The organism is Prodigiosinella confusarubida (genome assembly GCF_002847015.1).
GTDB classification, from domain to species: Bacteria; Pseudomonadota; Gammaproteobacteria; order Enterobacterales; family Enterobacteriaceae; genus Prodigiosinella; species Prodigiosinella aquatilis.
The window spans coordinates 2,565,055-2,591,551 of the sequence record NZ_CP025085.1; the positions used below are offsets into that span (position 1 = coordinate 2,565,055).

The following is a 26,497-nucleotide window of genomic DNA, read 5'->3' on the forward strand; positions in this document are numbered from 1 at the left end:
GTTATAGGAATGTTCTCTCACTGTGATTTGATGTGAAATCCCGTGGTGAATTTTTCAAAAAAAACGTGTCTATTCGAGTGATTAGAGGGAAGCACTTGCTACCTGTAGTGTGGAAGAGGACAATCAGCTTCTTTCTGTGTCAAAGGACTATTCTTAGGAATATCCTAGTTAGTATCCGTTATGGTAATAGCCATGCATAGAGCAATAAACGGACGGGGTGTTGAGGTGACAATGCACTGGAATTATTGAAAACCCAAATAATTTCTTGCCGGTGCAATAAGTCGATTTATCGGCGTTTTGCTATAAAAAAGCTGTTTATTGTCTTATAAAGATGTCTGTTGTCTAAACGCTGACCTATTATGATAGACCGCATCTTTATGAAGTTGTCGAAAGGCTAACTTATCCATTAATATGGATTTTAGTTGATTTAAGCACAGATACAGGGGGAGATGTGCTGGTTAATAATTTTAGGGTTAAACAGCGAGTGGCAAACCTTCGCTGGCTTTCAGCAGTGGTTATGTTGTCTTTGACTTCTTTACCCGTCTGGGCATTTTCTATTGATGATGTTGCCCAGCAGGCTGAGAAGCTGGCCGCAAAAGGTTTTGAAGCGCCGAAAAGTAATCTTCCTGCACAATTTCGTGATATGAAATTTGCTGACTATCAGCAAATTCGTTTCAAGCAAGACAAATCATACTGGAATGCAGCCAAAACACCGTTCAAACTGCAATTCTATCATCAGGGGATGTATTTCGACCTGCCTGTTAAGATCAACGAGGTTACGGCTACTAGTGTAAACGAGATCAAATATTCCCCAGACTATTTTGATTTCGGTTCTGTAAATCATGATCCTGAAACAGTGAAAAATCTGGGTTTTGCCGGATTCAAAGTACTTTATCCTATTAACAAGGCTGATAAGTACGATGAAATTGTTAGCATGCTCGGAGCAAGCTATTTCCGGGTCGTCGGTAAAGGTCAGGTGTATGGTCTGTCTGCACGCGGTCTGGCAATTGATACCGCACTGCCTTCTGGTGAAGAATTTCCTCGTTTTCGTGAGTTCTGGATTGAGCGTCCAAAACCGAATGACAATCATTTAGTCATTTATGCGCTGTTGGATTCACCACGCTCTACAGGGGCTTATCGTTTTGTTGTATATCCGGGACGTGACACTGTTGTAAATGTGGAAGCGCGAATTTATCTGCGAGATAAAGTGGGTAAGCTGGGTATTGCCCCGCTTACCAGCATGTATCTCTTTGGTGCGAATCAACCTTCGCCAACGTTGAATTACCGTCCAGAGCTGCACGATTCAGACGGTTTATCTATTCACGCGGGCAATGGTGAGTGGATTTGGCGCCCATTGAATAACCCGAAACATCTTGCTGTTAGTACTTATACTATAGAAAGTCCGAAAGGTTTTGGCCTGTTGCAACGTGGTCGTAATTTCTCGTCTTACGAAGATCTTGACGATCGCTATGATCTGCGTCCGAGTGGCTGGGTTGAGCCTTTAGGGGATTGGGGTAAGGGTAAGGTTGAATTGGTAGAAATACCGACGTCTGATGAGACTAACGATAATATCGTCGCGTTTTGGACACCCGATGTATTGCCGGAAAAAGGCAAACCATTGGATATGAAATACCGCTTGCGCTTTACCAGCGATGAAGATCAACTGCATACCCCTGGTATTGCCTACGTTAAGCGAACGATGCGCTCAACCGGTGATGTAAAACAGTCTAACCTGATTCGTCAACCAGATGGAACCACTGCTTTCCTGGTGGATTTTGTCGGACCGGAAATGGCAAAAATGGACCCGGCTACTCCCGTTACTCCACAAGTGAGTATCGGCGCTAACGGTGAAATTGTAGAAGACAGTGTACGTTATAATCCGGTCACTCATGGTTGGCGTTTGACACTGCGTTTACGCGTCAAGGACAATAAACAGCCAACAGAAATGAGAGCAGCATTAGTTAATGGTGATAAGACATTAACTGAAACCTGGAGCTATCAGTTGCCTGCTAATGAATAAGCCAACTTCTTCCTTCGATTATATCGATAAACTCCCTTTGTCTGCTGAGCAAGCGGGTGTCCTGCGTGAAAGATTATCGCGGGCAGATATCCAAGACCAGTCGGCGATTCATCAGGCATTGTCTGATAGGACGGCCGTCAATACCTTTTCAGGCGATGATGTCGCGCTTGCATCAGTGCAGGCACGCCTTGAAATTGCCTGGCCTGACGGGTTAAACGAAGGTAAACAGATAAGCAAAGACAAAGAAGGCCGTACGGCGTTACAGGCGATGCCAGTGATTACTCGTACGTCGATGTTTCCTGATGCATGGCAAACCAATCCGTTGGTACGCTGGTGGGATGGTTTGCTTGGCCGAGCCAAACCGCCTCGCCATCACTCAGAGGAGACAGTATATGAAAGCAGGTGGCGTATGGTTGGAACTATTCGTCGCTATATTCTGTTGATATTAACTTTATTTCAGACAGCCATTGCCACTTGGTATATGAAAACGATTCTACCTTATCAAGGGTGGGCATTTATTGACCCCTCTGAAATGATACATCAGGGGTGGTTTCAGATAGTAGTACAACTCCTTCCTTATATGCTGCAGAGCGGGATTTTGATTCTGTTTGCAATTTTGTTCTGTTGGGTTTCTGCCGGATTCTGGACAGCGCTGATGGGGTTTTTGCAACTGCTTATTGGGAAGGATAAATACAGTATCTCTTCGACTATTGTTGGCAACGAGCCTTTGAATCCCGAACATCGTACTGCACTGATCATGCCGATTTGTAATGAAGATGTGGACCGTGTTTTTGCTGGTCTGCGTGCGACTTATGAGTCAGTGGAAGCCACCGGACAGCTCGACTATTTTGATATCTATGTCCTGAGTGATAGCAATGATGCGGATATCTGTATTGCAGAGCAAAAAGCCTGGATGGATTTGTGCCAGAAAGTTGGAGGGGCAGGGCGTATTTTCTATCGTCGCCGACACCGACGTGTTAAACGCAAGAGTGGCAACATTGATGATTTCTGCCGTCGTTGGGGAACGCAGTACAGCTACATAGTGGTACTGGATGCAGACAGTGTGATGAGTGGCGAATGTTTGACGTCGCTTGTCCGTTTGATGGAGGCTAATCCTAACGCTGGTATTATTCAGTCTTCACCCAGAGCGTCCGGTATGGATACCCTTTATGCTCGTTGCCAGCAGTTTGCCACCCGGGTTTACGGACCGCTGTTTACCGCCGGTCTGCATTTCTGGCAGTTGGGTGAGTCTCATTATTGGGGTCACAACGCCATTATCCGCCTGAAACCTTTCATTGAGCATTGTGCATTGGCTCCTTTGCCTGGGGAGGGTTCTTTTGCCGGTTCTATACTTTCTCATGATTTTGTTGAAGCGGCGTTGATGCGTCGGGCTGGCTGGGGGGTATGGATCGCTTATGATCTGCCTGGCAGTTACGAGGAGTTGCCACCTAATTTATTGGATGAACTAAAACGTGACCGACGTTGGTGTCACGGTAATTTAATGAATTTCCGCTTGTTCTTGGTGAAGGGAATGCATCCTGTGCATCGTGCGGTATTCCTGACTGGCGTAATGTCTTATTTGTCAGCACCATTGTGGTTTATGTTTTTGGTATTGTCGACTGCTTTACAGGTAGTACATACCTTGATGGAGCCACAGTACTTTCTGCAACCGAGGCAATTGTTCCCAGTTTGGCCTCAGTGGCGCCCAGAGCTGGCAATTGCCTTGTTTTCAACCACGTTGGTTTTGCTGTTCTTACCCAAGTTGCTAAGTGTGATGTTGGTGTGCGCAAAAGGGGCAAAGGCCTATGGTGGCATATTCCGGGTGTTTATTTCGCTACTGGTAGAAATGCTGTTTTCCGTATTATTGGCACCAGTTCGGATGTTGTTTCATACCGTTTTTGTTATCAGTGCATTTCTTGGTTGGTCTGTACAGTGGAAATCACCTCAGCGTGATGATGACGCCACTCCCTGGAGTGAGGCATTCGTTCGTCATGGCTCCCAGCTAATCATTGGGCTGGTATGGGCGATTGGTATGGCTTGGCTGGATCTACGCTTCCTCTGGTGGCTGTCACCTATTGTCTTTTCTTTGATCCTGTCTCCGTGGGTGTCTGTGCTTTCTAGCCGTGCAAATCTGGGACTGAGCTGCAAGCGTTCAGGTTTATTATTGATCCCCGAAGAGTATGATCCGCCGTGTGAGCTGGTAGCGACGGATAAATATTTTCGTCTAAATCGTGATGGTAAATTGGATAACGGATTTATGCATGCGGTGTTCGATCCGTCGATTAATGCATTGTCTAGTGCTATGGCAACTGCTCGGCATCGGTGCAGTCAGCCGATTGAAAATATACGTGAACAGCGTGTAGCCGACGCATTGGCTCGAAAACCACAGCAGATTGATAATAACCAACGATTAGCATTAATCAGTGATCCGGTTACATTGTCTCGTTTGCACTATCGTGTCTGGCAGCAACCGGAGCATTATGCCGCCTGGAGTAATTACTATCGAAGTTTACCCGTGCCGGTGATTAAAAATTAATCTTTTTATATTTAGCTATCTGAAAAGCGACAACATAAGTTGTCGTTTTTTTTATATGAAAGAATAACGAAGGTGTTTAAATCTACCCTGAGTGAGGATGAACAATCATCTAATCACCCGGGAGTTCTATCCGAGTGGGTTTACGCTGCAAGCTCCACCACGAATAAACCGTATTGAGTAGTACCACACAAGCCGTCGCAATAAATACTGCCCTGAAACCATAATTAGCAGACACCGTGGCACCCAACAGTGGGCCGGTTACATTTCCGGCATCCCGGAACGATTGGTTATAACTGAAAATTCTACCAGCGACCTGATTGGATGAATGATAGATCAATAAGGTTTGTACCGCAGGCAGTAATGCACCATCAGCCGCCCCCAGTAAAAAACGTAAGACAGCAAGCTGCCATGGAGATTGAACTAACGCCATAGGTATTAACAAAATCACTGATATTGCCAGCATGGCCGTCAGAATACGTTCGGGGCCGACTTTGTCACCGAGTTTGCCTAGTCGGGGAGCACTGATTAACGCGGAAATTCCAGGAATCGCCGCTATCATACCGCTAATGAAGGCCAGATTTTGAGTTTGTCCAGCCAGATCCCTTACATATAAAGTAAGAATCGGGGCGACAGAACCGGTAGCGATCTGAATAATCATCGTTGTAACAAATAAGCTGAGAATAAGTTTTGGATTTTTAAGTGAAGTCATCACTTGTCTTCCATTCAACATGTGTTTCTTGTCTACCGGCGCAAAGTGCTCACGAACACTGAAAAGTGTAATCACAAAACACAAAAAGAGCACAGATGCTGTAATGAAAAACACAGGTTTGAGTCCATATATATCAGCAAGATAACCACCGATCAGTGGACCTATTAATGCACCACTGACGGCACCGGTTGACAGTGTTCCCAGGGCCCATCCACTTCGGTGGCGTGGTACTTGTGTGGCGATGAGTGCATTAGCATTAGGAACAAAACCTCCCAGCATACCTAAGGCAGCACGCAGAAATAAAAATTGCCAAATATTTTGCGCGAGACCCATTAATACCATGACTATAGCCATGCCAAGTGCAGAACGTAATAGCATCAGCTTTCGCCCTTTACGGTCGGCGAGTCTTCCCCAGAATGGTGACGCGATAGCAGAAAAAAGGAAGGTAATACTAAAGACCAAGCCTGACCACAGATTCAAGGCTTCATGACCCGTGATGCCAAGTTGTTCCACATAGAGTGGTAGGAAAGGCATGACTAGACTGAATGCAGCGCCGGTAAAGAAACAGCCTAGCCAAGTAACATACAGATTGCGCTTCCAATCAATCGGTTCTGCTTCAGAGGTCATAAATTCCTAATACAAATGATACATATTCCGAACCGGTGATAGAGGCAATGCTGCTGAAACTTAACTAACAGTATGTGCCTCTGGTCTTATGCCAGTAAATCGAATATTACATGGCATCAAAGGGTATTCTCAGTGAGTTTTCCAACTTAATAAAGGGAAGGCTCCCCTTCCGGGCGTGTCTTAAAGCGGCGATGCAGCCACATATATTGATCAGGTGCCAGCAAGATATTTTGCTCAATGAGACTATTCATCCAGGCAACGGTGGTTTCTTCATTTTCAAGCGGTATATCCGTTTCTGCTGGCTGAATAATTAATTCATATCCGTTGGCATTAGGCAGTCGGCGGGGGACAAATGGGACAACAGCCGGTTTGGCTGCACGGGCCAGCATGTAACTCCCTACGGTGGTGGCCGCTTTATCTACCGCAAACAGGGGAACAAAGACGCTACTACGTGGGCCATAATCATGGTCGGGTGCATACCATATAATTTCACCCTGTTTGAGCGCTCGAATCATACCTTTCAGATCTTTGCGATCCAGCATGGATTTGTTGGAGCGCATTCTTCCCCAGGTTTGTAACCAGTCGAGCAATTTATTGTCATTGGGTCGATAAACACCGATGCCGGCGTTTTGCATTCCAAAGATACGTGCGCCCAATTCCAAAGTAAGGAAGTGCAGGCCAATCAGCATAATACCCCGTTTTTCCTGTCGCAATGGCAACATGTGTTCTATCCCGATGACGGTAACCCAACGGTTGATTCGCCAGTCTGGCCAAAACCAGGCTATACCGGTTTCCATTATCCCCATTCCTACAGACTCAAAGTTTTTTTTCACCATGACATTACGTTCTTCCAGAGACATATCAGGAAAACAAAGTTCAAGATTGCGGTGGGTAATTTCTACGCGTCGCTTCAGAAAGTGCATTGCCAGACGTCCTAATGCAGTACCAATATGATAGATAATTGGATAGGGAAGCAGCACGATCAGATAGAGAACACCAATGCCTAGCCATGTTAGCCAGTAACGGGGGTGAAGCAGAGAGCGATTAAATGAAGGGATTTGTGTCATGGTCTCAAGTATCAAAATCGGCACAAACAGTGCCAGTTGTTAATGGTTAGAAATCAGAACTCACTCGGCAGGTGGATCACCACTGCATTGATAGCATCTGTGGTTACTATGCTACAGCCTAATTTTTATACGAAAATTCAACGTGAGGATTATAATAACATCCGCTATTGATCGTTTTAACTTTTGATGGCAATAAATGAAACAGAACATCATTGTATATATAGCAGAAAACTTGATTTTTATATCCTGATAGCAATTTTACTATCCTGACAGATAGTGTCCAATCAGGTATCATGCCAGCCCACACATTTAAGCAACAATGCTATAACATGGCGTTGATGTTCTAATCTCACTAAAAACAGGAAAGTACACCATGCCAGTGCTACATAACCGTGTTTCCAATGAGGAGTTGAAGGCGCGCATGCTCGCAGAAACAGAGCCTCGCATGACCATCTCCTTTTACCGATATTTTCATATTGATGACCCACAGGTTTTTCGCGACCGATTATATATGGCGTTCACTGCACTTAATGTTTTTGGTCGGATTTATATTGCTCAGGAAGGTATCAATGCACAAATCAGCATACCGCAGAGCCGCTTTGACGACTTTAAGACAACATTATTTAGCACTCATTCAGAACTTGATCACATTCGACTCAATATAGCTCTGGATGACGATGGAAAATCATTTTGGGTTTTGCGAATGAAAGTTCGTGACAGGATCGTGGCTGACGGTATTGACGACCCGACGTTTGATTCATCTCTGGTCGGGCATTATCTGAAAGCGGAACAGGTTAATCAGATGGCCGAAGATCCCGATACGCTGTTTGTTGATATGCGTAATCATTATGAATATGAAGTTGGTCATTTTGAGAATGCGATAGAAATTCCTTCAGATACCTTCCGGGAACAGCTTCCGATGGCAGTGGATATGCTTACTGATTCACGTGAAAAAAATATTGTCATGTATTGTACTGGGGGCATTCGCTGTGAGAAGGCTAGCGCATATCTACTGCATCGTGGCTTTAAAAATGTTTATCATGTCGAAGGTGGCATTATTGAGTATGCACGACAAGCCAAAGTCAAAGGTCTGCCGCTCAAATTTATTGGCAAGAACTTTGTGTTTGATGAACGTATGGGCGAACGTATCTCAGAACATATCATTGCGCATTGTCACCAATGTGGAACGCCATGTGACAGTCACACTAATTGCCGTAATGAGGGGTGTCATTTACTGTTTATTCAATGTCCTGTATGTGCGGAAAAATATGAAGGATGCTGTAGTTCAGCGTGTCAGGAAGAGCGAAAGTTATCACTTGAAGAACAACGATTCCATCGTAGTAACCGGGAAAATGGCATGAAAATTTTCAATAAATCAAAAAAATTATTGAATTTAACGCTACATAAACCTGGAATGAAATGAGTAAATAAACAAGATATTGCTTATCTGAGTTACCAATTGATTTCAGGAAAATAGACAGTATGGTTTGGTTTTACTAAACGCTCAATTTTGAATAAAGTCACACATAATATGAGTCGATGTGCCTATTAACGAGAAGATTTACCTGAAATTAAAAAGAGGCTCTGTGAGCTAAGACACCGCTCATTAAGAGCGGTGTCTATAGTGCTGAAAAGAAAATTGATGTAAATATAAAAATAAAATATCAGTGCTTTAGGTAATCAATAGCTTGAAATTCAGTCGATTCGATCTTGGCAATACCGGCTTCTAAAATATAAATAAGCTGTCTTGCCACATCTGTTGTTAACCACAGTGTGCGATCAACTTGCGCCTCATCGGGTGTTTGATCCGCTTTTGATAAATAATGCAAGCGAATCATCATTGCGTCATAACTGTCAACGGTACTGATATCCCAACCCACGAGTGGATGTGTTTGAATAACTTCATTTTTTCTGTCCATAAATACCCCTTATTGACTAGTTACTAACGTGAGTGACTAACGAGGTTTAAGGCGGCTCTTATCAAGTGAGCAATATCAGTATATCGTTGCTGGATTCATTTATGGAAATTAATTGTAGGAAATTTGCAAATAAAGATGTCGGTCAATAATTATTCAGACGAGATACAGAGAGTGATAAACAATAAAACCCGTTAACATGAGGAAGCTATTGCTTCATTGGCAAATAGTAATGTAGGCAGATCTCAATAAAAACAAGGTGCAGCTACACTGTTGAGTCCGCCTCTAAGCCGAAAAAGCTAAATGATGAAGGAGAAAAACGATCATTCATATTGTGCAAATTCATGATATGTGGATTCTCATTATTCAGATATAAACCAATCGTCAGCACTCTCCCAGGTTTCCTGTAAAATTTCTGAGATCTTTTCTTTGTCTTCCTTACTCCCTCCCAAAACACTCAGATTGTTGGCTGCGGCGTAGCGTACCTTAACCGCCGTTTCCGGGTAATAGTGGCTAATTCGCAAACTGAGTTCATGAGTTAGCGCCTCAATGGCACCAACGGGCAGGATTGATGTTTTTGCTATAGTGACTTCGACGTGCATGATATCCTCCAAAGTTAACTGTTTATTTATACAGCTGTTAACGCAGAAGGACAAGACATTGAATGAAAATTTTTATTTACGGGTAAGTGAGGTTTCACCCTGTCGGAGCAGGGTGAAGAAAGCCGATCAGCGAATAGACCAGTTTAATGTCTGGCCAGCAAGGAATGGGATCAATACGTTGTCACCAGCTTGAACCTCTTCTGGGAATGTGGTGGCTTCACGATGGAGTTCAATAAACGAGTCGTTTACCGGTAAATCATAAAAATGAGGGCCATTAAGTGAACAGAAGGCTTCTAGTTGATCCAGCGCATTCATTTCTTCAAATACAGTTGCATAAGCACTTAATGCTGCCTGCGCATTAAAAACTCCGGCACATCCACAGGATGACTCTTTGTGATGTCGGGCATGTGGAGCTGAGTCGGTCCCCAGGAAGAATTTTTTGCAACCGCTAGTAACTGCATCACGCAGTGCCTGTTGATGCACATTACGTTTTAGTATCGGTAGGCAATAAAGATGGGGGTGAATACCGCCAACTAACATGTGGTTACGGTTAAACATTAAATGTTGAGGGGTAATAGTGGCAGCCAGAAAGTGATCCCCTTCTTGTACATATTGTGCTGCTTCTCGTGTTGTAATGTGTTCGAAAACAACCTTCAACTCAGGAAACTGCTTTCGTAACGGTTCCATGACCCTCTCAATGAAACGGGCTTCCCGATCAAATATGTCTACCGCAGGGTCAGTGACTTCACCATGAACCAGCAGTGGTATGCCTAGCTTTTGCATCATTTCCAGTACGGGATAAATTGTCCTGATGTCAGTCACGCCATGACTGGAATTAGTTGTCGCATGAGCGGGGTAGAGTTTGGCGGCAGTGAATACGCCCCGTTCGTAACCTGATTCCAGTTCTGCCTTATCAAGAGAGTCTGTCAGATAGCATGTCATCAGCGGCTGAAAATTATCCCCTGCCGGGCGCGCGTCTAGAATGCGTTGTCTGTAAGCGACGGCACCTGCAACTGTCGTTATGGGCGGCGTCAGATTTGGCATAACGATGGCTCGGGCGAAAAAGCGGCTGGTGTGTGGTAGGACAGCTTTAAGCATCTGATCGTCACGTAGGTGAAGATGCCAGTCGTCAGGGCGACGAATCTTTAGAACATTTGGCAAGGGGGTCATGAATAACGCTCCGGCGGTCAGTGAATAAACATCATAATTAATGAACTGATACGGCGGGGAATAAGCATAAGCGGAAAGTCCCATCAATGCATCCGTTTGTTGATAAACGGTTGAAATTAATTCCGTACTAGCGTTTTATGGTTAAACATTCAAATACTTATGTAAATAGTAGAGGATAGTTATGGAAATTCGTATTGTTGCCAGTGTGCAGGCCAAACCTGGATACATTCAGGAAGTCACGGCAGTACTAAAACAGGTAGTTGACCCTAGTCGTCAGGAGTCTGGGAATCTACAGTATGATTTACACGAAGAAATCAACAAACCAGGTACTTTTGTGTTTTTTGAACGCTGGAAAAGTCAGGATATGCTGAATGAACATGAACAAACGCCACACTTCCAACAGTTAGTTGCACAGCTAAAGGGTAAAATTGAAGGTATGGACATCAACTTATTGAAATCTATTGCATAAAAAGCCCGTCATAGACGGGCATAGAGAAAAAAACAGAGCACCACGAGATGAACTTACGTGGTGCTTTTTTATGGTCAGTCTTCAGTCGTTGATGATGGCTTTGTCGCTGGTACACTAGCCTGATTAGCTGCGGCATGGCCGCCTGCTGCTCCTTTACCATCAAAATGGTAGCCTGAGCGCTGCCAGTCACTCAATTTTGGCGTGTCAGGCACATAAGAGGGAGCTGGTGCTTTTGTCATCGGTGCAGTTGCATGATGATAATGTGACTTATCATCGGCATCATGCTGTTCAATGACGGGTGAGGGTGCAGACTGAGGGGCTGCGACATAAGGTTCTGGTCGCTCACCAACAGGTTGAACGTCGATTATCTGTGGAGATAACGGCGCCGCTTCCTGTATTTCCTCGACGATTGGCTGAACAGCAACATCTGAAGATGTCTCTTGAGTCAGTGCGGCGACTTCCTCAATAATGTTAATGTCAGTTTCAAGAGCCGGGGATACATCGTGTGAGAGATGTGTTTCCAGCGGTGATGGCGATTGTGCGGTAACTGCTTCTTCTGGTGCAGTTATCGTATCTACCTCAGCGTCAGTGGCTACAGACTTAACTTCTGGTGACATGTCGTGGGATGTTTCCGTCACAACAGTTTCAGTCGCGAGCGTATTTGCTGTAGCCGCAGCTACCGGCAACAAGGGTAATTCAGATGAAGGCATCACGTCCTGTATCTGTTCCTCAGCAACTTCCGGCAATTGAGGTTGTGCTACAGGATATTTAATCCAGACTTTTCCTGATGCTATTTCAGGTGCAGATGCAGCCTGGGCCAATGGCATAGGGGAACTGACCGGATAACGCTCATCCCGATAGCGGCGACGGCGTTGTCCGCTGACGCGTAGATGCCGAGGAGAGCGGCGTGAACGCCGTGGCATCCCATTTTCACCAGTGGTACCACCACGATTAGTTTCTGTGATCTGATGGTTTTCCACTCCATTAGAATTACCTTCAACTTCAACCGATGCTTCTTCCACATCAGCCTGATGGGGCAGCACCAGAGAAACTTCCTCAATAATACCGATTGACGTATCAACAACATCATCCGTGGTAGATACATCACGAACACGGACTTTTTGCGTTAACTGACGACGCTGACGACGTTGCATTACCGGAGCTGGCTTATCCTGTTCCGCCGACGGGGAGGTCTCTTCTGCACTCTCGACAGTGGTATCGAGCGCTTTGACTTCTGGTTGTGTCGGCCGTTTTTCTTCCTGTCGACGTTTCTGACGATCTGCTCGTTGTTCGCGACGCTGTTCATCATGAGGTGCTTTTTCAGTCGTTGCGGCAGCAGCAGTACTACTTTGGTTTTGATCATCATCGGATACGACGTTCTGTGCGCGCTTATTCCGGCGCTGATCTTCACGCGGTTCTCTGTTCTCGCGGGGAGTTCTGTCACGGCGATTGCTGGACTGGCGACGGCTGTTATTCCGACGCTCCTGGCGTGGTTCTTCAGTAACAACGGGTACGGTGTCTTCTTTCTTATCCGTCTCGGTAGCCGGAGAGGCGAAAATGCCTTTCAATGCACCAAACAGCCGACCGAATAAACCAGGTTCAGTAGGTGCTGAGTTGGTTTCAGATGATGTCGCCGGGGAGGGGGAGACAGCTGGCACTTTTTTCTCAGAAAGTGGAATGTCCGGCATGGTAAAGGTTGCCAGTGCGGGTTGTTCCGGTATTTTCCGTTCAATAGGCTGTTGTTCTTCCAGTGCCTGCTGAGTTTCAGCTTCCAGCAATTGGGGAAGCAGGTAGCTGAGCGTCGGCTTCTCTTCGCCTTTGCGAACGCGGACGACAGAATAATGTGGTGTTTCCATACCATCGTGCGGAACGATAATTGCTCGTACACCGCCTTGTCGTTTTTCAACTGCGTTTACGGCATCACGTTTTTCGTTCAGCAGGTAAGAGGCGATAGGTACCGGAACAATGGCGTGAACCTCTTGGGTATTCTCCTTCAGCGCCTCTTCTTCAATCAAACGCAAGATGGACAATGACAGGGATTCATTATCCCGGATAGTTCCCATTCCGCTACAACGTGGACATACGTGATGGCTGGATTCACCCAACGAAGGACTGAGACGTTGACGAGACATTTCTAACAGGCCAAAGCGTGAAATCCGCCCAATCTGGATACGGGCACGATCCTGACGAACAGCATCACGCAGACGGTTTTCAACTTCTCGCTGATGGCGTACTGGGGTCATATCAATATAATCAATGACAATCAGGCCACCGAGGTCGCGCAGACGCAGTTGCCGTGCAATTTCATCTGCGGCTTCAAGATTGGTGTTAAATGCCGTCTCTTCGATATCCCCTCCACGGGTAGCCCGTGCTGAGTTGATATCTATAGCTGTCAATGCTTCCGTGCTGTCGATAACGATAGAGCCACCGGAAGGCAGTCGGACTTCGCGCTGGAAGGCCGATTCAATTTGAGACTCGATCTGATAATGGCTGAACAGTGGAATCTCACCGCTGTACAACTTGATTTTACTACTGAAATCTGGGCGACCCAATGCAGCAATATGTTCTTTGGCTAATTCGAGAACTTTTGGATTGTCGATCAGAATTTCGCCGATATCCTGACGCAGATAATCACGAAATGCGCGCACTATCACATTGCTTTCCTGGTGAATCAGGAACGGTGCCTGTCGGCCTTCTGCTGCTTTTTTAATGGCTTCCCAGTGCTTCAAGCGGAAAGCCAAATCCCATTGCAGAGAGTCAGCCGATTTCCCTACACCGGCGGTACGGACAATAAGCCCCATACCATCGGGTAACTGTAATGAACCCAGTGCTTCTTTCAGTTCTGTACGGTCATCACCTTCAATTCGGCGAGAAATTCCACCGGCTCTTGGATTGTTTGGCATTAGCACCAGATAACTGCCGGCCAGACTGATAAACGTTGTAAGCGCTGCTCCTTTGTTACCACGCTCTTCTTTATCGACCTGAACGATAACTTCTTGTCCTTCACGCAAAACATCTTTGATGTTCGGGCGGCCGTGAGAAGAGTAATTACTGGGGAAATATTCGCGCGCGATTTCTTTAAGTGGGAGGAAGCCATGTCGTTCTGCACCATAATCAACAAATGCTGCTTCCAGACTTGGCTCAATGCGTGTGATTTTACCTTTGTAGATATTTGCTTTCTTTTGTTCATGACCCGGACTTTCAATGTCCAAATCATAGAGGCGTTGACCATCAACCAAGGCAACACGCAACTCTTCTTGCTGAGTTGCGTTAATCAACATTCTTTTCATCGTAACTTACTCATTATTTTTACAATACATTATTGATAGAGCTGCGGATAAATACGGTGCATGACCGGAGAGAACCGATGGCCTCGAGGCTTATTGCAGAGACGTCAACCTCCCGGTTGTCGACTGCATAGAGACGCATTTTTCGGTAGCCTGTAGATCCTGGCGGGAGTTACAGCGCATTTACTGCGGGAACAGCTTCTGAAAATATATTACCAGACCTGATTCCATATGCCGGCCAAGCTGCAAACCGCAGCTCGCTAACTGCTTGATTAAACAATACGTCTTACGCCATTGCTGCGTTTATGTGTAATCAGGCAAATATAATAATTCCGCAATTTCCCTTGTTCTAATGGAAATCAGCATGGAAAACTAAAGCATTATTCCATTGCTGACACGTTTATAGCAAGGTGACTTTGCCTGTCTGTATAAAGCTTGTCGTACTGTTTTTAACCAAACTAGCAATAGTTGATACTAGTACCGGCGAGGCAAACCACTCTAACAATATCTTCATAAGTCAGACTGACAGTTAAGCATAGAAAAAGATGTGGCGCTATCTACCTGTGCTCTTTAGAATCCCGTTTCATGAAAACAGATAATCCATCAGTACAATTTTTGACGATTTCTGCTGAAGAGGCAGGTCAACGAATAGACAATTTTTTGCGCACTCGTCTTAAAGGTGTGCCAAAAAGCATGATTTATCGCATTTTGCGTAAAGGTGAAGTGCGTGTGAATAAGAAAAGGGTTAAGCCGGAATATAAATTGCTTGATGGCGATGAGATCCGTGTTCCGCCCGTACGGCAGTCAGAACGGGCTGAGAGCACTGTTTCGGCCAGTCTTGATAAAGTCTCTGCATTAGCAGATTGCATAATTTATGAAGACGACTATCTATTAGTGCTGAATAAACCTTCTGGTACCGCTGTACATGGTGGCAGTGGCCTCAGCTTCGGCGTTATTGAGGCCTTGCGGGCTCTGAGGCCGGAGTCACGTTTCCTTGAACTGGTACACCGACTGGATCGGGATACGTCTGGTGTGTTGCTGGTGGCCAAGAAACGTTCTGCATTACGGGCTCTTCACGAGCAGTTACGGATGAAAAATATGCAGAAGGATTACCTGGCGCTGGTTCGGGGACAATGGCAATCTCATTGCAAAGCTGTGCAGGCACCACTATTTAAGAATGTTCTTCAAAGCGGAGAACGTATTGTCCGGGTAAATAGTGAAGGAAAAGCATCAGAGACTCATTTTAAAGTCGAAGAGCGGTTCGAACATGCTACGTTGGTCAAAGCCAGCCCCGTAACGGGAAGGACACACCAAATTCGGGTACATGCGCAATATGCTGGCCATCCTATCGCTTGTGATGACCGTTATGGTGATCGTGATTTTGACCGACAGCTGGCGGAAACCGGATTAAAACGGCTCTTTCTTCATGCGCAGGCGCTACGCTTTGAACATCCTAATACGGGAGAAACATTGCGGCTCGAAGCTCCAATGGATAAGGAACTACAGCACTGTCTGCGGGTCTTGCGACAGGCTAAAAAATGATGCATAACGCCTGTCGCTGTTACAGGCATTTTTCTGATGCCGTTTATTGCAGGAGTGGGTGAACCCCTTCTTTACGCAGCATTTCCAATAAAGCGATTAACGGTAGCCCAATTAGGGTATTGGGATCGCGGCCTGACAATCTTTCAAATAATGTGATCCCCAACCCTTCACTTTTGAAACTGCCAGCGCAATCCCAGGGTTGTTCTTTATCTACGTAATGTTCGATCTCTGTGTCGCTAAGGTGCCGGAAGTACACGTCAAAAGGCTCTGTGATACATTGAAGATGTTGTGTCCCACTATTTAACAGTGATAATCCGGTAAAAAAAGTAACACAATTTCCGCTAATCTGACGTAATTGCCGCATAGCATTATCCTTGTTATGAGGTTTCCCTGTGATTTCGCCAGACAGAACACAAACTTGATCAGCACCGATGATTAAATGTCTGGGATATCGGGTAGCCAGTGCCTGTGCTTTTGCTGCTGCCAGACGTATGACAAGCGCAGTGGCATCTTCCCCGGGGAGTGGTGTTTCATCCACGTTGGGTGATGCACAAATAAAAGGGATATCCAGCTTTTCCAGCAGAGACTTGCGATAAATAGAAGTAGATGCGAGAACGATTTGATGCATAAATTTTTTTGGAAACCATAGCGTAATGATGAAAGGCATTCTACACTGAGCGCCGCTCAGGAAGCGAATAGAGGTAAGTGAACTGCTTCACTACCTTTTTCTTTGACTCTATGTCGTTACGACGTTAATATGCGCGCCCTATGCAAAAGGTAAAATTACCCTTAACCCTTGATGCGGTTCGCACTGCTCAAAAGCGTTTAGATTATGTTGGTATCTATACTGCTGAACAAGTAATGCGTGTTGCCGAATCAGTGGTGAGTGTGGACAGTGATATTGAAGCTGTGTTGTCATTCAGTATTGATAACCAAAGATTGGCTGTGATTAATGGAAGCGCTGATGTTGCGGTGACGTTACTTTGCCAACGTTGTAACAAGCCTTTCAAGCATCAAGTTCACGCTACGTTCTGTTTTAGCCCGATCATCAATGATGAGCAGGCCGAAGCTTTGCCGGAAGTATATGAGCCGATCGAAGTCAATGAGTTCGGTGAGGTTGATTTATTGGCAATGATTGAAGATGAAATCATTCTGTCTTTGCCAATTGCTCCGGTGCATGATTCTGAACACTGTGAAGTGTCCGACGCGGATATGATATTTGGTAAGTTGCCGGAAGAGGCAGAAAAACCCAATCCATTTGCCGTATTAGCCAGTTTAAAGCATAAGTAATTAAGGAGTAAGGTCCATGGCCGTACAACAGAATAAACCTAGCCGTTCCAAGCGTGGTATGCGTCGTGCTCACGATGCGCTGACCACTTCTGCAATTTCCGTAGATAAAGTTTCTGGCGAAACTCATCTGCGTCATCACGTCACTGCGGATGGCTACTACCGCGGTCGTAAGGTCGTTGCCAAGTAATTCCTGCGAATTTCAGCAAGGAAATACATTGACACGCCTAACTTTGGCGTTGGATGCAATGGGCGGGGATTTTGGCCCTTGCGTCACAGTGCCTGCGGCATTGCAGGCACTGGCTTCCAGTCCAAGCCTCCATTTGTTATTGGTTGGCGATCCTGCTGTACTTATTCCATTACTTGATAACGTCGATTCCTCTCTACTTTCCCGCTTGGATGTTGTACCCGCTGAATCGGTAATCTCTGGTGATGTTCGTCTATCACAGGCGATCCGTAACAGCAGGGGAACCTCTATGCGTGTCGCATTGGAGTTGATAAAGGAAGGGCGGGCAGAGGCATGTGTCAGTGCTGGTAATACCGGAGTATTGATGGGGTTGGCAAAATTGTTGCTAAAGCCGCTTGAGGGAATTGAGCGCCCTGCCTTGGTTACCTTGTTGCCGCACCAGCGACAGGGCAAAACGGTCATTTTGGATTTGGGTGCCAATGTGGAGTGTAGTAGTACCATGTTGGTGCAGTTTGCCGTGATGGGCGCGGTCATGGCAGAAGAAGTGTTGGGACTGACAAATCCTCGTGTAGCACTTCTGAATATTGGTGAAGAAGAGAGCAAAGGCCTTAATAATATCCGAGAAGCTGCCGCGCAGTTAAGAATGACACCGTCGATCAACTATATCGGCTATTTGGAAGGTAACGAATTACTGACCGGCAAGACAGATGTGATGGTCTGTGACGGCTTTGTGGGTAATGTCGCATTGAAGACTCTGGAAGGTGTGGTGAGGATGTTTTTGTCGCTTCTGAAATTTTCTTCGGGTTCAGAACACAGACAAAAACCGTCCTGGTGGCTGAAATTTTTGGGGCGTTGGTTGCAAAAACGACTTGCGAAGCGTTTTAAGCACCTGAACCCTGACCACTATAATGGCGCATGTCTGTTAGGATTACGTGGAACTGTAATTAAGAGCCACGGTGCCGCGAACCAAAACGCGTTTGCGGTAGCTATTGAACAGGCGATGCAGACGGTACAGAGGCAACTTCCGGAGCGGATTGCTGCGCGACTAGAAGCTGTATTACCCAAGAGTGACTAAGCGTACATGTATACAAAAATTATTGGAACGGGAAGCTATTTGCCCGCACAAATCAGGACAAATGCTGATTTAGAAAAAATGGTGGATACGTCAGACGAATGGATTGTTACTCGTACCGGTATCCGTGAACGACGCATTGCGGCACCTGATGAAAGTGTTGCAACAATGGGGTGTCGTGCAGCTCAGAAAGCGCTTGAAATGGCAGACGTGGATAAAAACAAGGTTGGATTGCTGATTGTTGCAACGACTTCCTCCAGTCATGCTTTCCCAAGTTCGGCTTGCCAGATCCAGCAAATGCTGGGAATCAAAGATACTATCGCCTTTGATCTTGCGGCCGCCTGTGCTGGTTTTACTTATGCACTTAGTGTTGCTGACCAGTATGTGAAAAATGGTGCAGTGGATTATGCTTTGATAATTGGAGCAGATACATTGTCTCGTACTTTGGATCCGACCGATCGTGGCACACTGATCCTGTTCGGTGACGGTGCGGGTGCAATGTTGTTAACCAAATCTGAAGAGTCAGGCATTATTTCCACGCACTTACATGCAGATGGCCGCTATGGTCAGTTACTGACGTTACCCAATCCGGAGCGTACTGGTCAAGAATCCGCTTACCTGACAATGGCGGGTAATGAGGTTTTTAAAGTTGCGGTGACAGAATTGGCCCACATCGTTGAAGAAACGCTGGTGGCATCTAATCACGATAAAAGCGAACTGGATTGGTTAGTGCCCCATCAGGCGAACCTGCGCATCATTAGCGCAACGGCTAAAAAATTAGGTATGAGCATGGATAAGGTTGTTGTGACTCTGGATCGTCATGGTAATACTTCAGCCGCTTCAGTTCCTTCCGCTTTGGATGAGGCGGTGCGTGATGGGCGTATCAAACGCGGACAATTAATCTTGTTGGAAGCCTTTGGTGGCGGTTTTACCTGGGGTTCGGCATTGGTTCGTTTTTGAGTAAACAGGATTTTTGATATGACGCGATTTGCAATGGTGTTCCCTGGACAAGGTTCCCAATCAATGGGTATGTTGTCTGAATTAGCTGAAAAGTTCCCGCAAATAGCAGAAACCTTTGTCGAGGCATCTGCTGCTTTGGGGTATGATCTTTGGCAGCTGGTTCAGCAAGGGCCTGCAGAAGAATTGAATAAAACATGGCAGACACAGCCAGCGCTACTGACGGCTTCTGTTGCTATATGGCGGGTTTGGCAACAGCAAGGTGGCAGAATTCCTGCATTGATGTCTGGTCATAGCCTTGGTGAATATTCTGCTCTGGTTTGCGCTGGAGTGTTGGATTTCAAGCAAACGGTCAGTTTGGTTGAATTACGCGGTAAATTGATGCAGGAAGCTGTACCTGAAGGTACTGGTGCTATGTATGCCATCATAGGTCTGGATAACGAATTGATTACTGGTGCTTGTATTGAGGCTGCGCATGGACAGGTAGTTTCGCCGGTTAATTTTAACTCTCCGGGTCAGGTTGTTATTGCTGGTAACAAGGAAGCGGTCGAACGTGCCGGGGGCCTTTGTAAAGCGGCGGGGGCGAAGCGTGTTTTACCTTTACCCGTGAGTGTTCCTTCGCATTGTGCTTTGATGGAACCTGCTGCCCGTAAGTTGGCGGATGCATTGGAGATAATCACGTTTTGTTCTCCCCATATTCCCGTGGTGAATAACGTGGATGCACGCATTGAAACCTCGTCAGAGGCGATACGCAGCGCGCTGGTTCGCCAGCTTCATAATCCGGTACGTTGGACTGAGTGTGTCGAATTCATGGCTTCGCAGGGTGTGGAAACATTACTAGAAGTCGGGCCGGGTAAAGTTTTAACCGGATTAACTAAAAGAATCGTTAGTACCCTGACTGCGGTAGCAGTAAACGATTCTGCTTCTCTGTCAGCGGCACTTGAACAATAGAAACGGTGAAAATATGATTTTTGACGGAAAAATTGCTCTGGTTACCGGAGCCAGTCGTGGAATTGGACGGGCCATCGCTGAAGTATTGGTTGCACGTGGCGCAAAAGTTATTGGCACTGCAACCAGTGAAAAAGGGGCTGCAGATATTAGTGCCTGGTTGGGAGAAAAGGGAAAAGGTTACCTGTTGAATGTCGCTGATGCGGCTTCAATTGAGAGTGTGTTGGCAAGTATCCATGCGGAATTTGGTGATATTGACATTCTCGTCAATAATGCCGGTATTACTCGAGATAATTTGCTGATCCGCATGAAAAACGATGAATGGCAGGATGTGCTGGATACGAACTTAAGTTCAGTATTCCGCCTATCCAAGGCCGTATTACGTACCATGATGAAAAAACGTTTTGGTCGTATTATAACCATCGGTTCTGTTGTTGGTTCCAGCGGAAATCCTGGGCAGGCTAACTATGCGGCTGCCAAGGCTGGATTGATCGGGTTTAGCAAATCTCTGGCATGTGAAGTCGCCTCTCGTGGTATCACGGTGAATGTTGTTGCTCCAGGATTTATTGAAACTGACATGACACGGGCATTGACAGATGAACAACGTGCAGGCATTTTGGCGGATGTTCCTGCCAACCGTCTGGGTGATGCGAAAGAAATCGCTAGTGCTGTTGCGTTTTTAGCCTCTGATGAGGCGGGTTACATTACCGGCGAAACATTGCATGTCAACGGCGGCATGTATATGATCTAATGAGTACGACCGTAATTTGCGTTAATTTGCGGCGAAAACCGCAAAAAAGCACAAAATCTTGGTTCGACCAGTCTTGATTTTGTTGCATCTTTTTCAACATTTTATACACTACGAAAACCATCGCGAAAGCGAGTTTTGATAGGAAATTTAAGAGTATGAGCACTATCGAAGAACGCGTTAAGAAAATCATCGTTGAGCAGCTTGGTGTTAAAGCGGAAGAAGTGGTAAATAATGCTTCTTTCGTAGATGACCTCGGCGCTGATTCTCTTGACACTGTTGAGCTGGTAATGGCACTGGAAGAAGAGTTTGATACTGAAATTCCAGATGAAGAAGCTGAAAAGATCACAACTGTTCAGGCAGCCATTGATTTCATTCAGGCTAATCAGCAGTAATCGAACATATCTAGGCGGTCATTCGACCGCCTAAGTTTCTTTTTTGCACCCCTGTATCATTTTTCCCTCCCTGGAGGTTCAGCGTGTCTAAGCGTCGAGTAGTTGTGACTGGTCTGGGCATGTTATCTCCTGTCGGCAATACAGTAGAGTCAAGCTGGAATACTTTGCTTGCCGGTCAGAGTGGTATCAACCTGATTGACCATTTCGATACTAGTGCCTATGCAACGCGTTTTGCTGGCTTAGTAAAGGACTTTAACTGTGAGGAATTTATCTCGCGTAAAGAAGCTCGCAAGATGGATTCTTTTATTCAATACGGAATTGTGGCCGGTATTCAAGCCATGCAGGATTCTGGTCTTGAGGTTACGGAAACCAATGCTCCCCGTATTGGGGCTGCAATTGGTTCTGGTATTGGTGGCCTAGGACTTATTGAAGAAAACCATAACTCCCTGGTTCATGGCGGGCCACGTAAAATCAGTCCGTTTTTTGTCCCGTCTACCATTGTTAATATGGTCGCTGGGCATCTGACTATTATGTATGGTCTGCGCGGGCCAAGTATTTCTATTGCTACAGCGTGCACATCTGGTGTGCATAATATTGGCCATGCTGCACGCATTATTGCTTATGATGATGCGGACGTGATGTTGGCTGGTGGGGCTGAAAAAGCCAGTACGCCATTGGGTGTCGGCGGTTTTGGCGCTGCCCGTGCATTGTCGACTCGTAACGATAATCCGCAGGCTGCCAGTCGGCCCTGGGATAAAGACCGTGATGGTTTTGTTCTGGGTGATGGCGCCGGTATTATGGTACTCGAAGAGTATGAGCATGCTAAAAAGCGCGGAGCCAAAATTTATGCAGAAATAGTGGGTTTTGGTATGAGCAGCGATGCTTACCATATGACTTCACCACCGGAAGATGGTGCTGGAGCTGCATTGGCAATGGTAAATGCGCTACGTGATGCCGGAGTTAGTACCTCTCAGGTGGGATATATCAATGCGCATGGAACCTCGACATCTGTGGGCGACAAAGCGGAAACGCAAGCTGTCAAATCCGTCTTTGGGGCAGATGCCTCCCGTGTGCTGATTAGTTCAACAAAATCCATGACCGGTCATCTGTTAGGTGCGGCAGGTGCTATTGAGTCTATCTTCAGTATTCTTGCACTGCGTGATCAGGCTGTACCACCGACGATTAATCTGGATAACCCTGACGAGGGATGCGATCTTGACTTTATTCCTCATGAAGCACGTCAGGTAGCCAACGTAGAATACACTTTGTGTAATTCCTTTGGATTTGGTGGTACTAACGGCTCACTGGTATTCCGTAAGATCTAATATGATGTTTTAGTAGAAAACCCGGTTTTACCGGGTTTTTTTTTGGATCTATATAAAATCAGATAGCGACTACTTGTGAATGATGGCATGCACTGACAAGCTGATTTGGTCAAGGGGGAGTAAATACTATGCTCTGGATTAATGGTGAACAGGAACAACAACTGTCGGCATTGGATCGTGGTACCCAGTTTGGTGATGGCTGCTTTACCACAGCAAGAGTGGTGAATGATCGTATCGTATGGTTTGAGCGTCATCTGCAACGTTTACAGCAGGCGGCAGAAAAATTGATGTTACCCACCGTGGAGTGGCAAAAACTTGAGGCCGAAATGCATCAGGCTGCTCGTGGATATCAAGATGGTATTGTGAAGGTTATCATCACCCGAGGGCAGGGTGGGCGAGGATACAGCCCTGGTGGTTGCCAAGGATCCACGCGTATTGTTATGCAGTCTGATTATCCTGAACATTATGCACGTTGGCGAAGCGAAGGCATTAGCCTGGCGGTTAGTCCGATAAGATTAGCCAGAAGCACATTGTTGGCCGGGATAAAGCATCTGAATCGGCTTGAACAGATATTCATCCGTATGCATCTTGAACAGACCAGTGCTGATGAGGCCTTGGTGCTTGACACCGCTGGCTGGGTGGTGGAATGTTGTGCGGCTAATTTATTCTGGCGCAAGGGAAACGTGGTATATACGCCAGATGTATCGCAAGCTGGCGTGGATGGCGTGGCGCGACAGCATATTATTGCGCAGTTGGCAGTGTCAGATTTCCGGTTGCAGATTGTAAATGCGCCGCTGGAGACATTGGCGGATGCGGAAGAACTGATAGTTTGTAATGCATTAATGCCAATAATTCCCGTAAATCAGGTGAATACCTGGTGTTATCGCTCAAGAAAGCTTTACGATTTTCTGAGCCCTAACCATGAGTCATGATTTTTATGCAGAGAACCAAAATTGGTCTTTTGATCGTAACCTTTCTGATTATTGGCGCAGTCGTTTTTTGGAAACAGGTACAGCGTTTTGCACTATCGCCACTATTGATCAAGCAGGATATCATTTTCACGCTTCCAACAGGAACTGGCCGCGAAGCGCTGGAAACATTGTTGATTGAAAAGCAGGTGATGAAGAAGAGCGCATGGTTTCCCTGGTTATTACGGATAGAACCTGAATTGGCGAACTTCAAAGCTGGCAGTTATCGATTTATTCCTGGCATGACTGTCCGTGAAATGCTGTCCTTATTGGCCAGTGGTAAAGAAGCTCAATTTCCTATTCGTTTTATTGAAGGTTCCCGCCTGAAAGACTGGCTGGAGATATTGAAACAGGCCCCTTATATTAAACATACTCTGAACGATGAAAGTGTTCAGGATATTGCCGATACATTGAATATCAAGGATAAACCTAACCCAGAAGGCTGGTTTTATCCCGATACTTATCTGTACACCGCAGGTACGACCGACAAATCGCTGTTGTTGCGCGCACATCAGCGTATGGAAAAAACACTCAGTAATATTTGGCAGGGACGTCAAGAAGGGTTGCCCTATAAAACACCAGATGAATTGCTGACCATGGCGTCGATTATCGAGAAAGAAACGGCGGTGAATGAAGAGCGGGCACTGGTCGCCTCGGTTTTTATCAACCGTTTACGGGTAGGGATGCGCCTGCAGACAGATCCTTCGGTTATCTATGGTATGGGGGACAGTTACGATGGTGTCATTACGCGCAAAGCGCTTGATACGCCAACCCCATACAATACTTATATTATTACCGGTTTGCCGCCGACACCGATTGCGATGCCTGGCAAGGCATCCCTGGAAGCTGCCGCACATCCTGCCAAAACAAATTACTTCTACTTTGTGGCGACGGGTAAAGGTGGGCATACTTTTACCACCAACCTGGTGGAGCATAACCGAGCTGTTCAGCAGTACCGTTCAGTTTTGGCCAGCGAAGGAAAATAATGAACAGTAAATTCATTGTCATTGAAGGCCTTGAGGGAGCAGGGAAAACCAGTGCTAGAAATGTAATAGTTGATACATTGCGCCGGTTTGGTATTCAGGATGTGATGTTTACCCGTGAACCGGGGGGCACACCATTGGCAGAAAAACTGCGTGATCTGATTAAGCAAGGGATTGATGGTGAAAAGGTAACGGATAAAGCCGAACTGCTGATGCTTTATGCTGCGCGGGTACAGTTAGTTGATAATGTGATAAAACCTGCATTGGCTCGTGGAATCTGGGTAATTGGTGATCGTCACGACCTCTCTTCTCAGGCTTATCAAGGCGGCGGGCGGGGTATTGATCCCCAGTTATTACTATCGCTACGTGATACGGTGCTGGGCGACTTTCGTCCTGATTTGACATTATATCTCGATTTACCACCAGCAATGGGTCTTCAGCGTGCTCGTCAACGCGGTGAACTGGATCGTATCGAACAGGAGTCACTAGCATTTTTTGAACGAACTCGGACGCGATACCAGGAATTGGCCGCTCAGGATGACAGTATCATTACGATTGACGCGTCCCAATCCATTGACGAAGTTGGCAACAATATTAGCAATGTCTTGTCGCAGTGGTTACGGCAGTCGGGAATCTCTGGTGAGGTACAAGACTGATGGAATGGTATCCGTGGCTTAATACCGCTTATCGTCAACTGCTTGGGCAGTATCAGTCAGGACGTGGGCACCATGCATTGCTGATTCACGCATTGACTGGCATGGGCGATGCCTCGCTGGTGTATGCGTTAGGTCGCTGGCTATTGTGTCAGCATCGAGAGGGGATCAAAAGTTGCGGGAAATGCCATTCTTGCCAGTTGATGAGTGCTGGTACACATCCTGATTGGCATGTGCTCCGTCCTGAAAAAGGAAAGCAGAGTCTGGGTGTCGATGCAGTACGTGACGTGCTGGAGACAATATATCAGCATGCCCGTCAGGGGGGGGTGAAACTGATTTGGTTACCGCTGGCAGAGTCATTAACCGAAGCTGCGGCCAATGCTTTGCTGAAAACGCTTGAAGAGCCACCGATGGAAACCTATTTCTTACTGGGATGCAGAGAGCCTTCTCGCTTGTTGGCCACCTTTCGCAGCCGTTGTTTATACCACTATCTTGATGTGCCGGATGAAACGTATAGCGTGCAATGGCTGAGTAGTCACTATCCGATGGACAGTCAGGCGACACTGACGGCGCTGAGATTATATGCCGGTGCACCGCTGGCTGCCGCCAAGCTGTTGCAGCCTGAACATTGGAAACCACGGCAAACACTGTGCCTGACGTTGTCTGATTGTCTGATACAGCGGAACTTTTTGCCATTAGTTACTCCGTTGAATCACGAAGATGTTGATGATCGAATTCACTGGTTGTCTGCATTGTTACTTGATGCCATAAAGTGTCAGCATGGGGCAGAGGAGTATCTGGTTAATCAGGATCAGCTTCATCTGGTGCAACAATTGGCGAACACGCTGGACAGTGATCGACTACACCATGAACTGCGTCAATGGTTACAATGCCGTCATCAGTTGCGCGTCATAACCGGTGTGAACCGCGAGTTATTGTTAACAGAACGGCTGCTGAACTGGGAACAAAATCTGTCGGTAACAACGCTTTTGCCATCCCATCCATTTTCTGTCTGATTACTACTGGATA

General features: G+C 46.2%; 24 protein-coding genes. 17 read left to right on the plus strand and 7 right to left on the minus strand.

Going from position 1 to position 26,497, the window contains the following annotated elements:
• Window positions 1-484: 484 nt before the first annotated feature.
• On the plus strand, window positions 485-2,020 hold the full coding sequence (locus tag CWC46_RS11700; protein ID WP_173861227.1) for a glucan biosynthesis protein: 1,536 nt from the start codon (window positions 485-487) through the stop codon (window positions 2,018-2,020).
• Window positions 2,013-4,556, plus strand: a complete 2,544-nt coding sequence (gene mdoH, locus CWC46_RS11705) for a glucans biosynthesis glucosyltransferase MdoH (RefSeq protein ID WP_021016393.1) — start codon at window positions 2,013-2,015, stop codon at window positions 4,554-4,556. Before CWC46_RS11700 ends, mdoH begins: the two co-directional genes overlap by 8 nt.
• Window positions 4,557-4,665: 109 nt before the next feature.
• On the opposite strand, the gene mdtG is transcribed toward mdoH, so the two are convergent.
• Both mdtG and CWC46_RS11715 read right to left on the minus strand, forming a co-directional pair.
• Window positions 4,666-5,892, minus strand: a complete 1,227-nt coding sequence (gene mdtG, locus CWC46_RS11710) for a multidrug efflux MFS transporter MdtG (protein WP_021016392.1) — start codon at window positions 5,890-5,892, stop codon at window positions 4,666-4,668.
• A 146-nt stretch (window positions 5,893-6,038) separates the two neighbouring features.
• On the minus strand, window positions 6,039-6,959 hold the full coding sequence (locus CWC46_RS11715; protein ID WP_021016391.1) for a Kdo(2)-lipid IV(A) acyltransferase: 921 nt from the start codon (window positions 6,957-6,959) through the stop codon (window positions 6,039-6,041).
• Window positions 6,960-7,332: 373 nt separating this feature from the next.
• On the opposite strand from CWC46_RS11715, the gene trhO reads away from it, so the two are divergent.
• Window positions 7,333-8,382 (plus strand): oxygen-dependent tRNA uridine(34) hydroxylase TrhO, encoded by a 1,050-nt coding sequence (gene trhO / locus CWC46_RS11720; RefSeq protein ID WP_021016390.1) that lies wholly within the window; start codon window positions 7,333-7,335, stop codon window positions 8,380-8,382.
• A gap of 241 nt (window positions 8,383-8,623) precedes the next feature.
• On the opposite strand, the gene bssS is transcribed toward trhO, so the two are convergent.
• From bssS to pyrC, 3 genes are all read right to left on the minus strand, one after another.
• Window positions 8,624-8,878 carry a biofilm formation regulator BssS gene (gene bssS / locus CWC46_RS11725; RefSeq protein ID WP_021016389.1) on the minus strand — a complete coding sequence of 85 codons (255 nt, stop codon included), beginning with the start codon at window positions 8,876-8,878 and terminating at the stop codon, window positions 8,624-8,626.
• A 359-nt stretch (window positions 8,879-9,237) separates the two neighbouring features.
• The gene (dinI, locus tag CWC46_RS23000; protein WP_021016388.1) at window positions 9,238-9,477 is read right to left on the minus strand and encodes a DNA damage-inducible protein I; all 240 of its coding nucleotides are present in this window, start codon (window positions 9,475-9,477) and stop codon (window positions 9,238-9,240) included.
• 126 nt (window positions 9,478-9,603) lie between these two features.
• Window positions 9,604-10,647: a dihydroorotase gene (pyrC, locus tag CWC46_RS11730; RefSeq protein ID WP_037382078.1), complete on the minus strand. Its 1,044-nt coding sequence runs from the start codon at window positions 10,645-10,647 to the stop codon at window positions 9,604-9,606.
• A 181-nt stretch (window positions 10,648-10,828) separates the two neighbouring features.
• On the opposite strand from pyrC, the gene CWC46_RS11735 reads away from it, so the two are divergent.
• A complete protein-coding gene (locus CWC46_RS11735; protein ID WP_021016386.1) occupies window positions 10,829-11,116 on the plus strand; it encodes a putative quinol monooxygenase in 288 nt (95 codons plus the stop codon).
• A 74-nt stretch (window positions 11,117-11,190) separates the two neighbouring features.
• Here the strand turns inward: CWC46_RS11735 and rne are convergent, their stop codons facing one another.
• Window positions 11,191-14,406, minus strand: a complete 3,216-nt coding sequence (rne, locus tag CWC46_RS11740) for a ribonuclease E (RefSeq protein ID WP_021016385.1) — start codon at window positions 14,404-14,406, stop codon at window positions 11,191-11,193.
• Between the two features lie 582 nt (window positions 14,407-14,988).
• On the opposite strand from rne, the gene rluC reads away from it, so the two are divergent.
• A complete protein-coding gene (rluC, locus tag CWC46_RS11745) occupies window positions 14,989-15,945 on the plus strand; it encodes a 23S rRNA pseudouridine(955/2504/2580) synthase RluC (protein WP_021016384.1) in 957 nt (318 codons plus the stop codon).
• A 43-nt stretch (window positions 15,946-15,988) separates the two neighbouring features.
• Here the strand turns inward: rluC and CWC46_RS11750 are convergent, their stop codons facing one another.
• Window positions 15,989-16,573: a Maf family protein gene (locus tag CWC46_RS11750; RefSeq protein ID WP_021016383.1), complete on the minus strand. Its 585-nt coding sequence runs from the start codon at window positions 16,571-16,573 to the stop codon at window positions 15,989-15,991.
• Between the two features lie 140 nt (window positions 16,574-16,713).
• Here CWC46_RS11750 and yceD point away from each other — a divergent pair, with 140 nt between their 5' ends.
• The 12 genes from yceD (at window position 16,714) to holB (ending at window position 26,484) form a co-directional block, all read left to right on the plus strand.
• Window positions 16,714-17,235 (plus strand): 23S rRNA accumulation protein YceD, encoded by a 522-nt coding sequence (gene yceD, locus CWC46_RS11755; RefSeq protein WP_021016382.1) that lies wholly within the window; start codon window positions 16,714-16,716, stop codon window positions 17,233-17,235.
• 16 nt (window positions 17,236-17,251) lie between these two features.
• Window positions 17,252-17,422, plus strand: coding sequence for a 50S ribosomal protein L32 (rpmF, locus tag CWC46_RS11760; protein ID WP_021016381.1), 171 nt, complete (start codon window positions 17,252-17,254; stop codon window positions 17,420-17,422).
• A gap of 28 nt (window positions 17,423-17,450) precedes the next feature.
• Window positions 17,451-18,494 carry a phosphate acyltransferase PlsX gene (plsX, locus tag CWC46_RS11765; RefSeq protein ID WP_021016380.1) on the plus strand — a complete coding sequence of 348 codons (1,044 nt, stop codon included), beginning with the start codon at window positions 17,451-17,453 and terminating at the stop codon, window positions 18,492-18,494.
• 6 nt (window positions 18,495-18,500) lie between these two features.
• Window positions 18,501-19,451 (plus strand): beta-ketoacyl-ACP synthase III, encoded by a 951-nt coding sequence (locus CWC46_RS11770; protein WP_021016379.1) that lies wholly within the window; start codon window positions 18,501-18,503, stop codon window positions 19,449-19,451.
• Window positions 19,452-19,469: 18 nt separating this feature from the next.
• Window positions 19,470-20,399: an ACP S-malonyltransferase gene (fabD, locus tag CWC46_RS11775; protein WP_021016378.1), complete on the plus strand. Its 930-nt coding sequence runs from the start codon at window positions 19,470-19,472 to the stop codon at window positions 20,397-20,399.
• 13 nt (window positions 20,400-20,412) lie between these two features.
• Window positions 20,413-21,147 (plus strand): 3-oxoacyl-ACP reductase FabG, encoded by a 735-nt coding sequence (gene fabG / locus CWC46_RS11780; protein WP_021016377.1) that lies wholly within the window; start codon window positions 20,413-20,415, stop codon window positions 21,145-21,147.
• A 155-nt stretch (window positions 21,148-21,302) separates the two neighbouring features.
• Window positions 21,303-21,539, plus strand: a complete 237-nt coding sequence (acpP, locus tag CWC46_RS11785) for an acyl carrier protein (RefSeq protein ID WP_016940845.1) — start codon at window positions 21,303-21,305, stop codon at window positions 21,537-21,539.
• 83 nt (window positions 21,540-21,622) lie between these two features.
• Window positions 21,623-22,864 (plus strand): beta-ketoacyl-ACP synthase II, encoded by a 1,242-nt coding sequence (gene fabF, locus CWC46_RS11790; protein ID WP_021016376.1) that lies wholly within the window; start codon window positions 21,623-21,625, stop codon window positions 22,862-22,864.
• Between the two features lie 128 nt (window positions 22,865-22,992).
• Window positions 22,993-23,796 carry an aminodeoxychorismate lyase gene (gene pabC, locus CWC46_RS11795; RefSeq protein WP_021016375.1) on the plus strand — a complete coding sequence of 268 codons (804 nt, stop codon included), beginning with the start codon at window positions 22,993-22,995 and terminating at the stop codon, window positions 23,794-23,796.
• Between the two features lie 5 nt (window positions 23,797-23,801).
• Window positions 23,802-24,818, plus strand: coding sequence for an endolytic transglycosylase MltG (gene mltG, locus CWC46_RS11800; RefSeq protein WP_037382077.1), 1,017 nt, complete (start codon window positions 23,802-23,804; stop codon window positions 24,816-24,818).
• Entirely contained in the window at window positions 24,818-25,471 is a 654-nt protein-coding gene (gene tmk, locus CWC46_RS11805) for a dTMP kinase (RefSeq protein ID WP_021016373.1), read from the plus strand. Before mltG ends, tmk begins: the two co-directional genes overlap by 1 nt.
• Complete coding sequence (holB, locus tag CWC46_RS11810) at window positions 25,471-26,484, plus strand: DNA polymerase III subunit delta' (protein ID WP_021016372.1); 1,014 nt, start codon at window positions 25,471-25,473, stop codon at window positions 26,482-26,484. The genes tmk and holB overlap by 1 nt, the downstream gene beginning before the upstream one ends.
• Window positions 26,485-26,497: the final 13 nt, after the last annotated feature.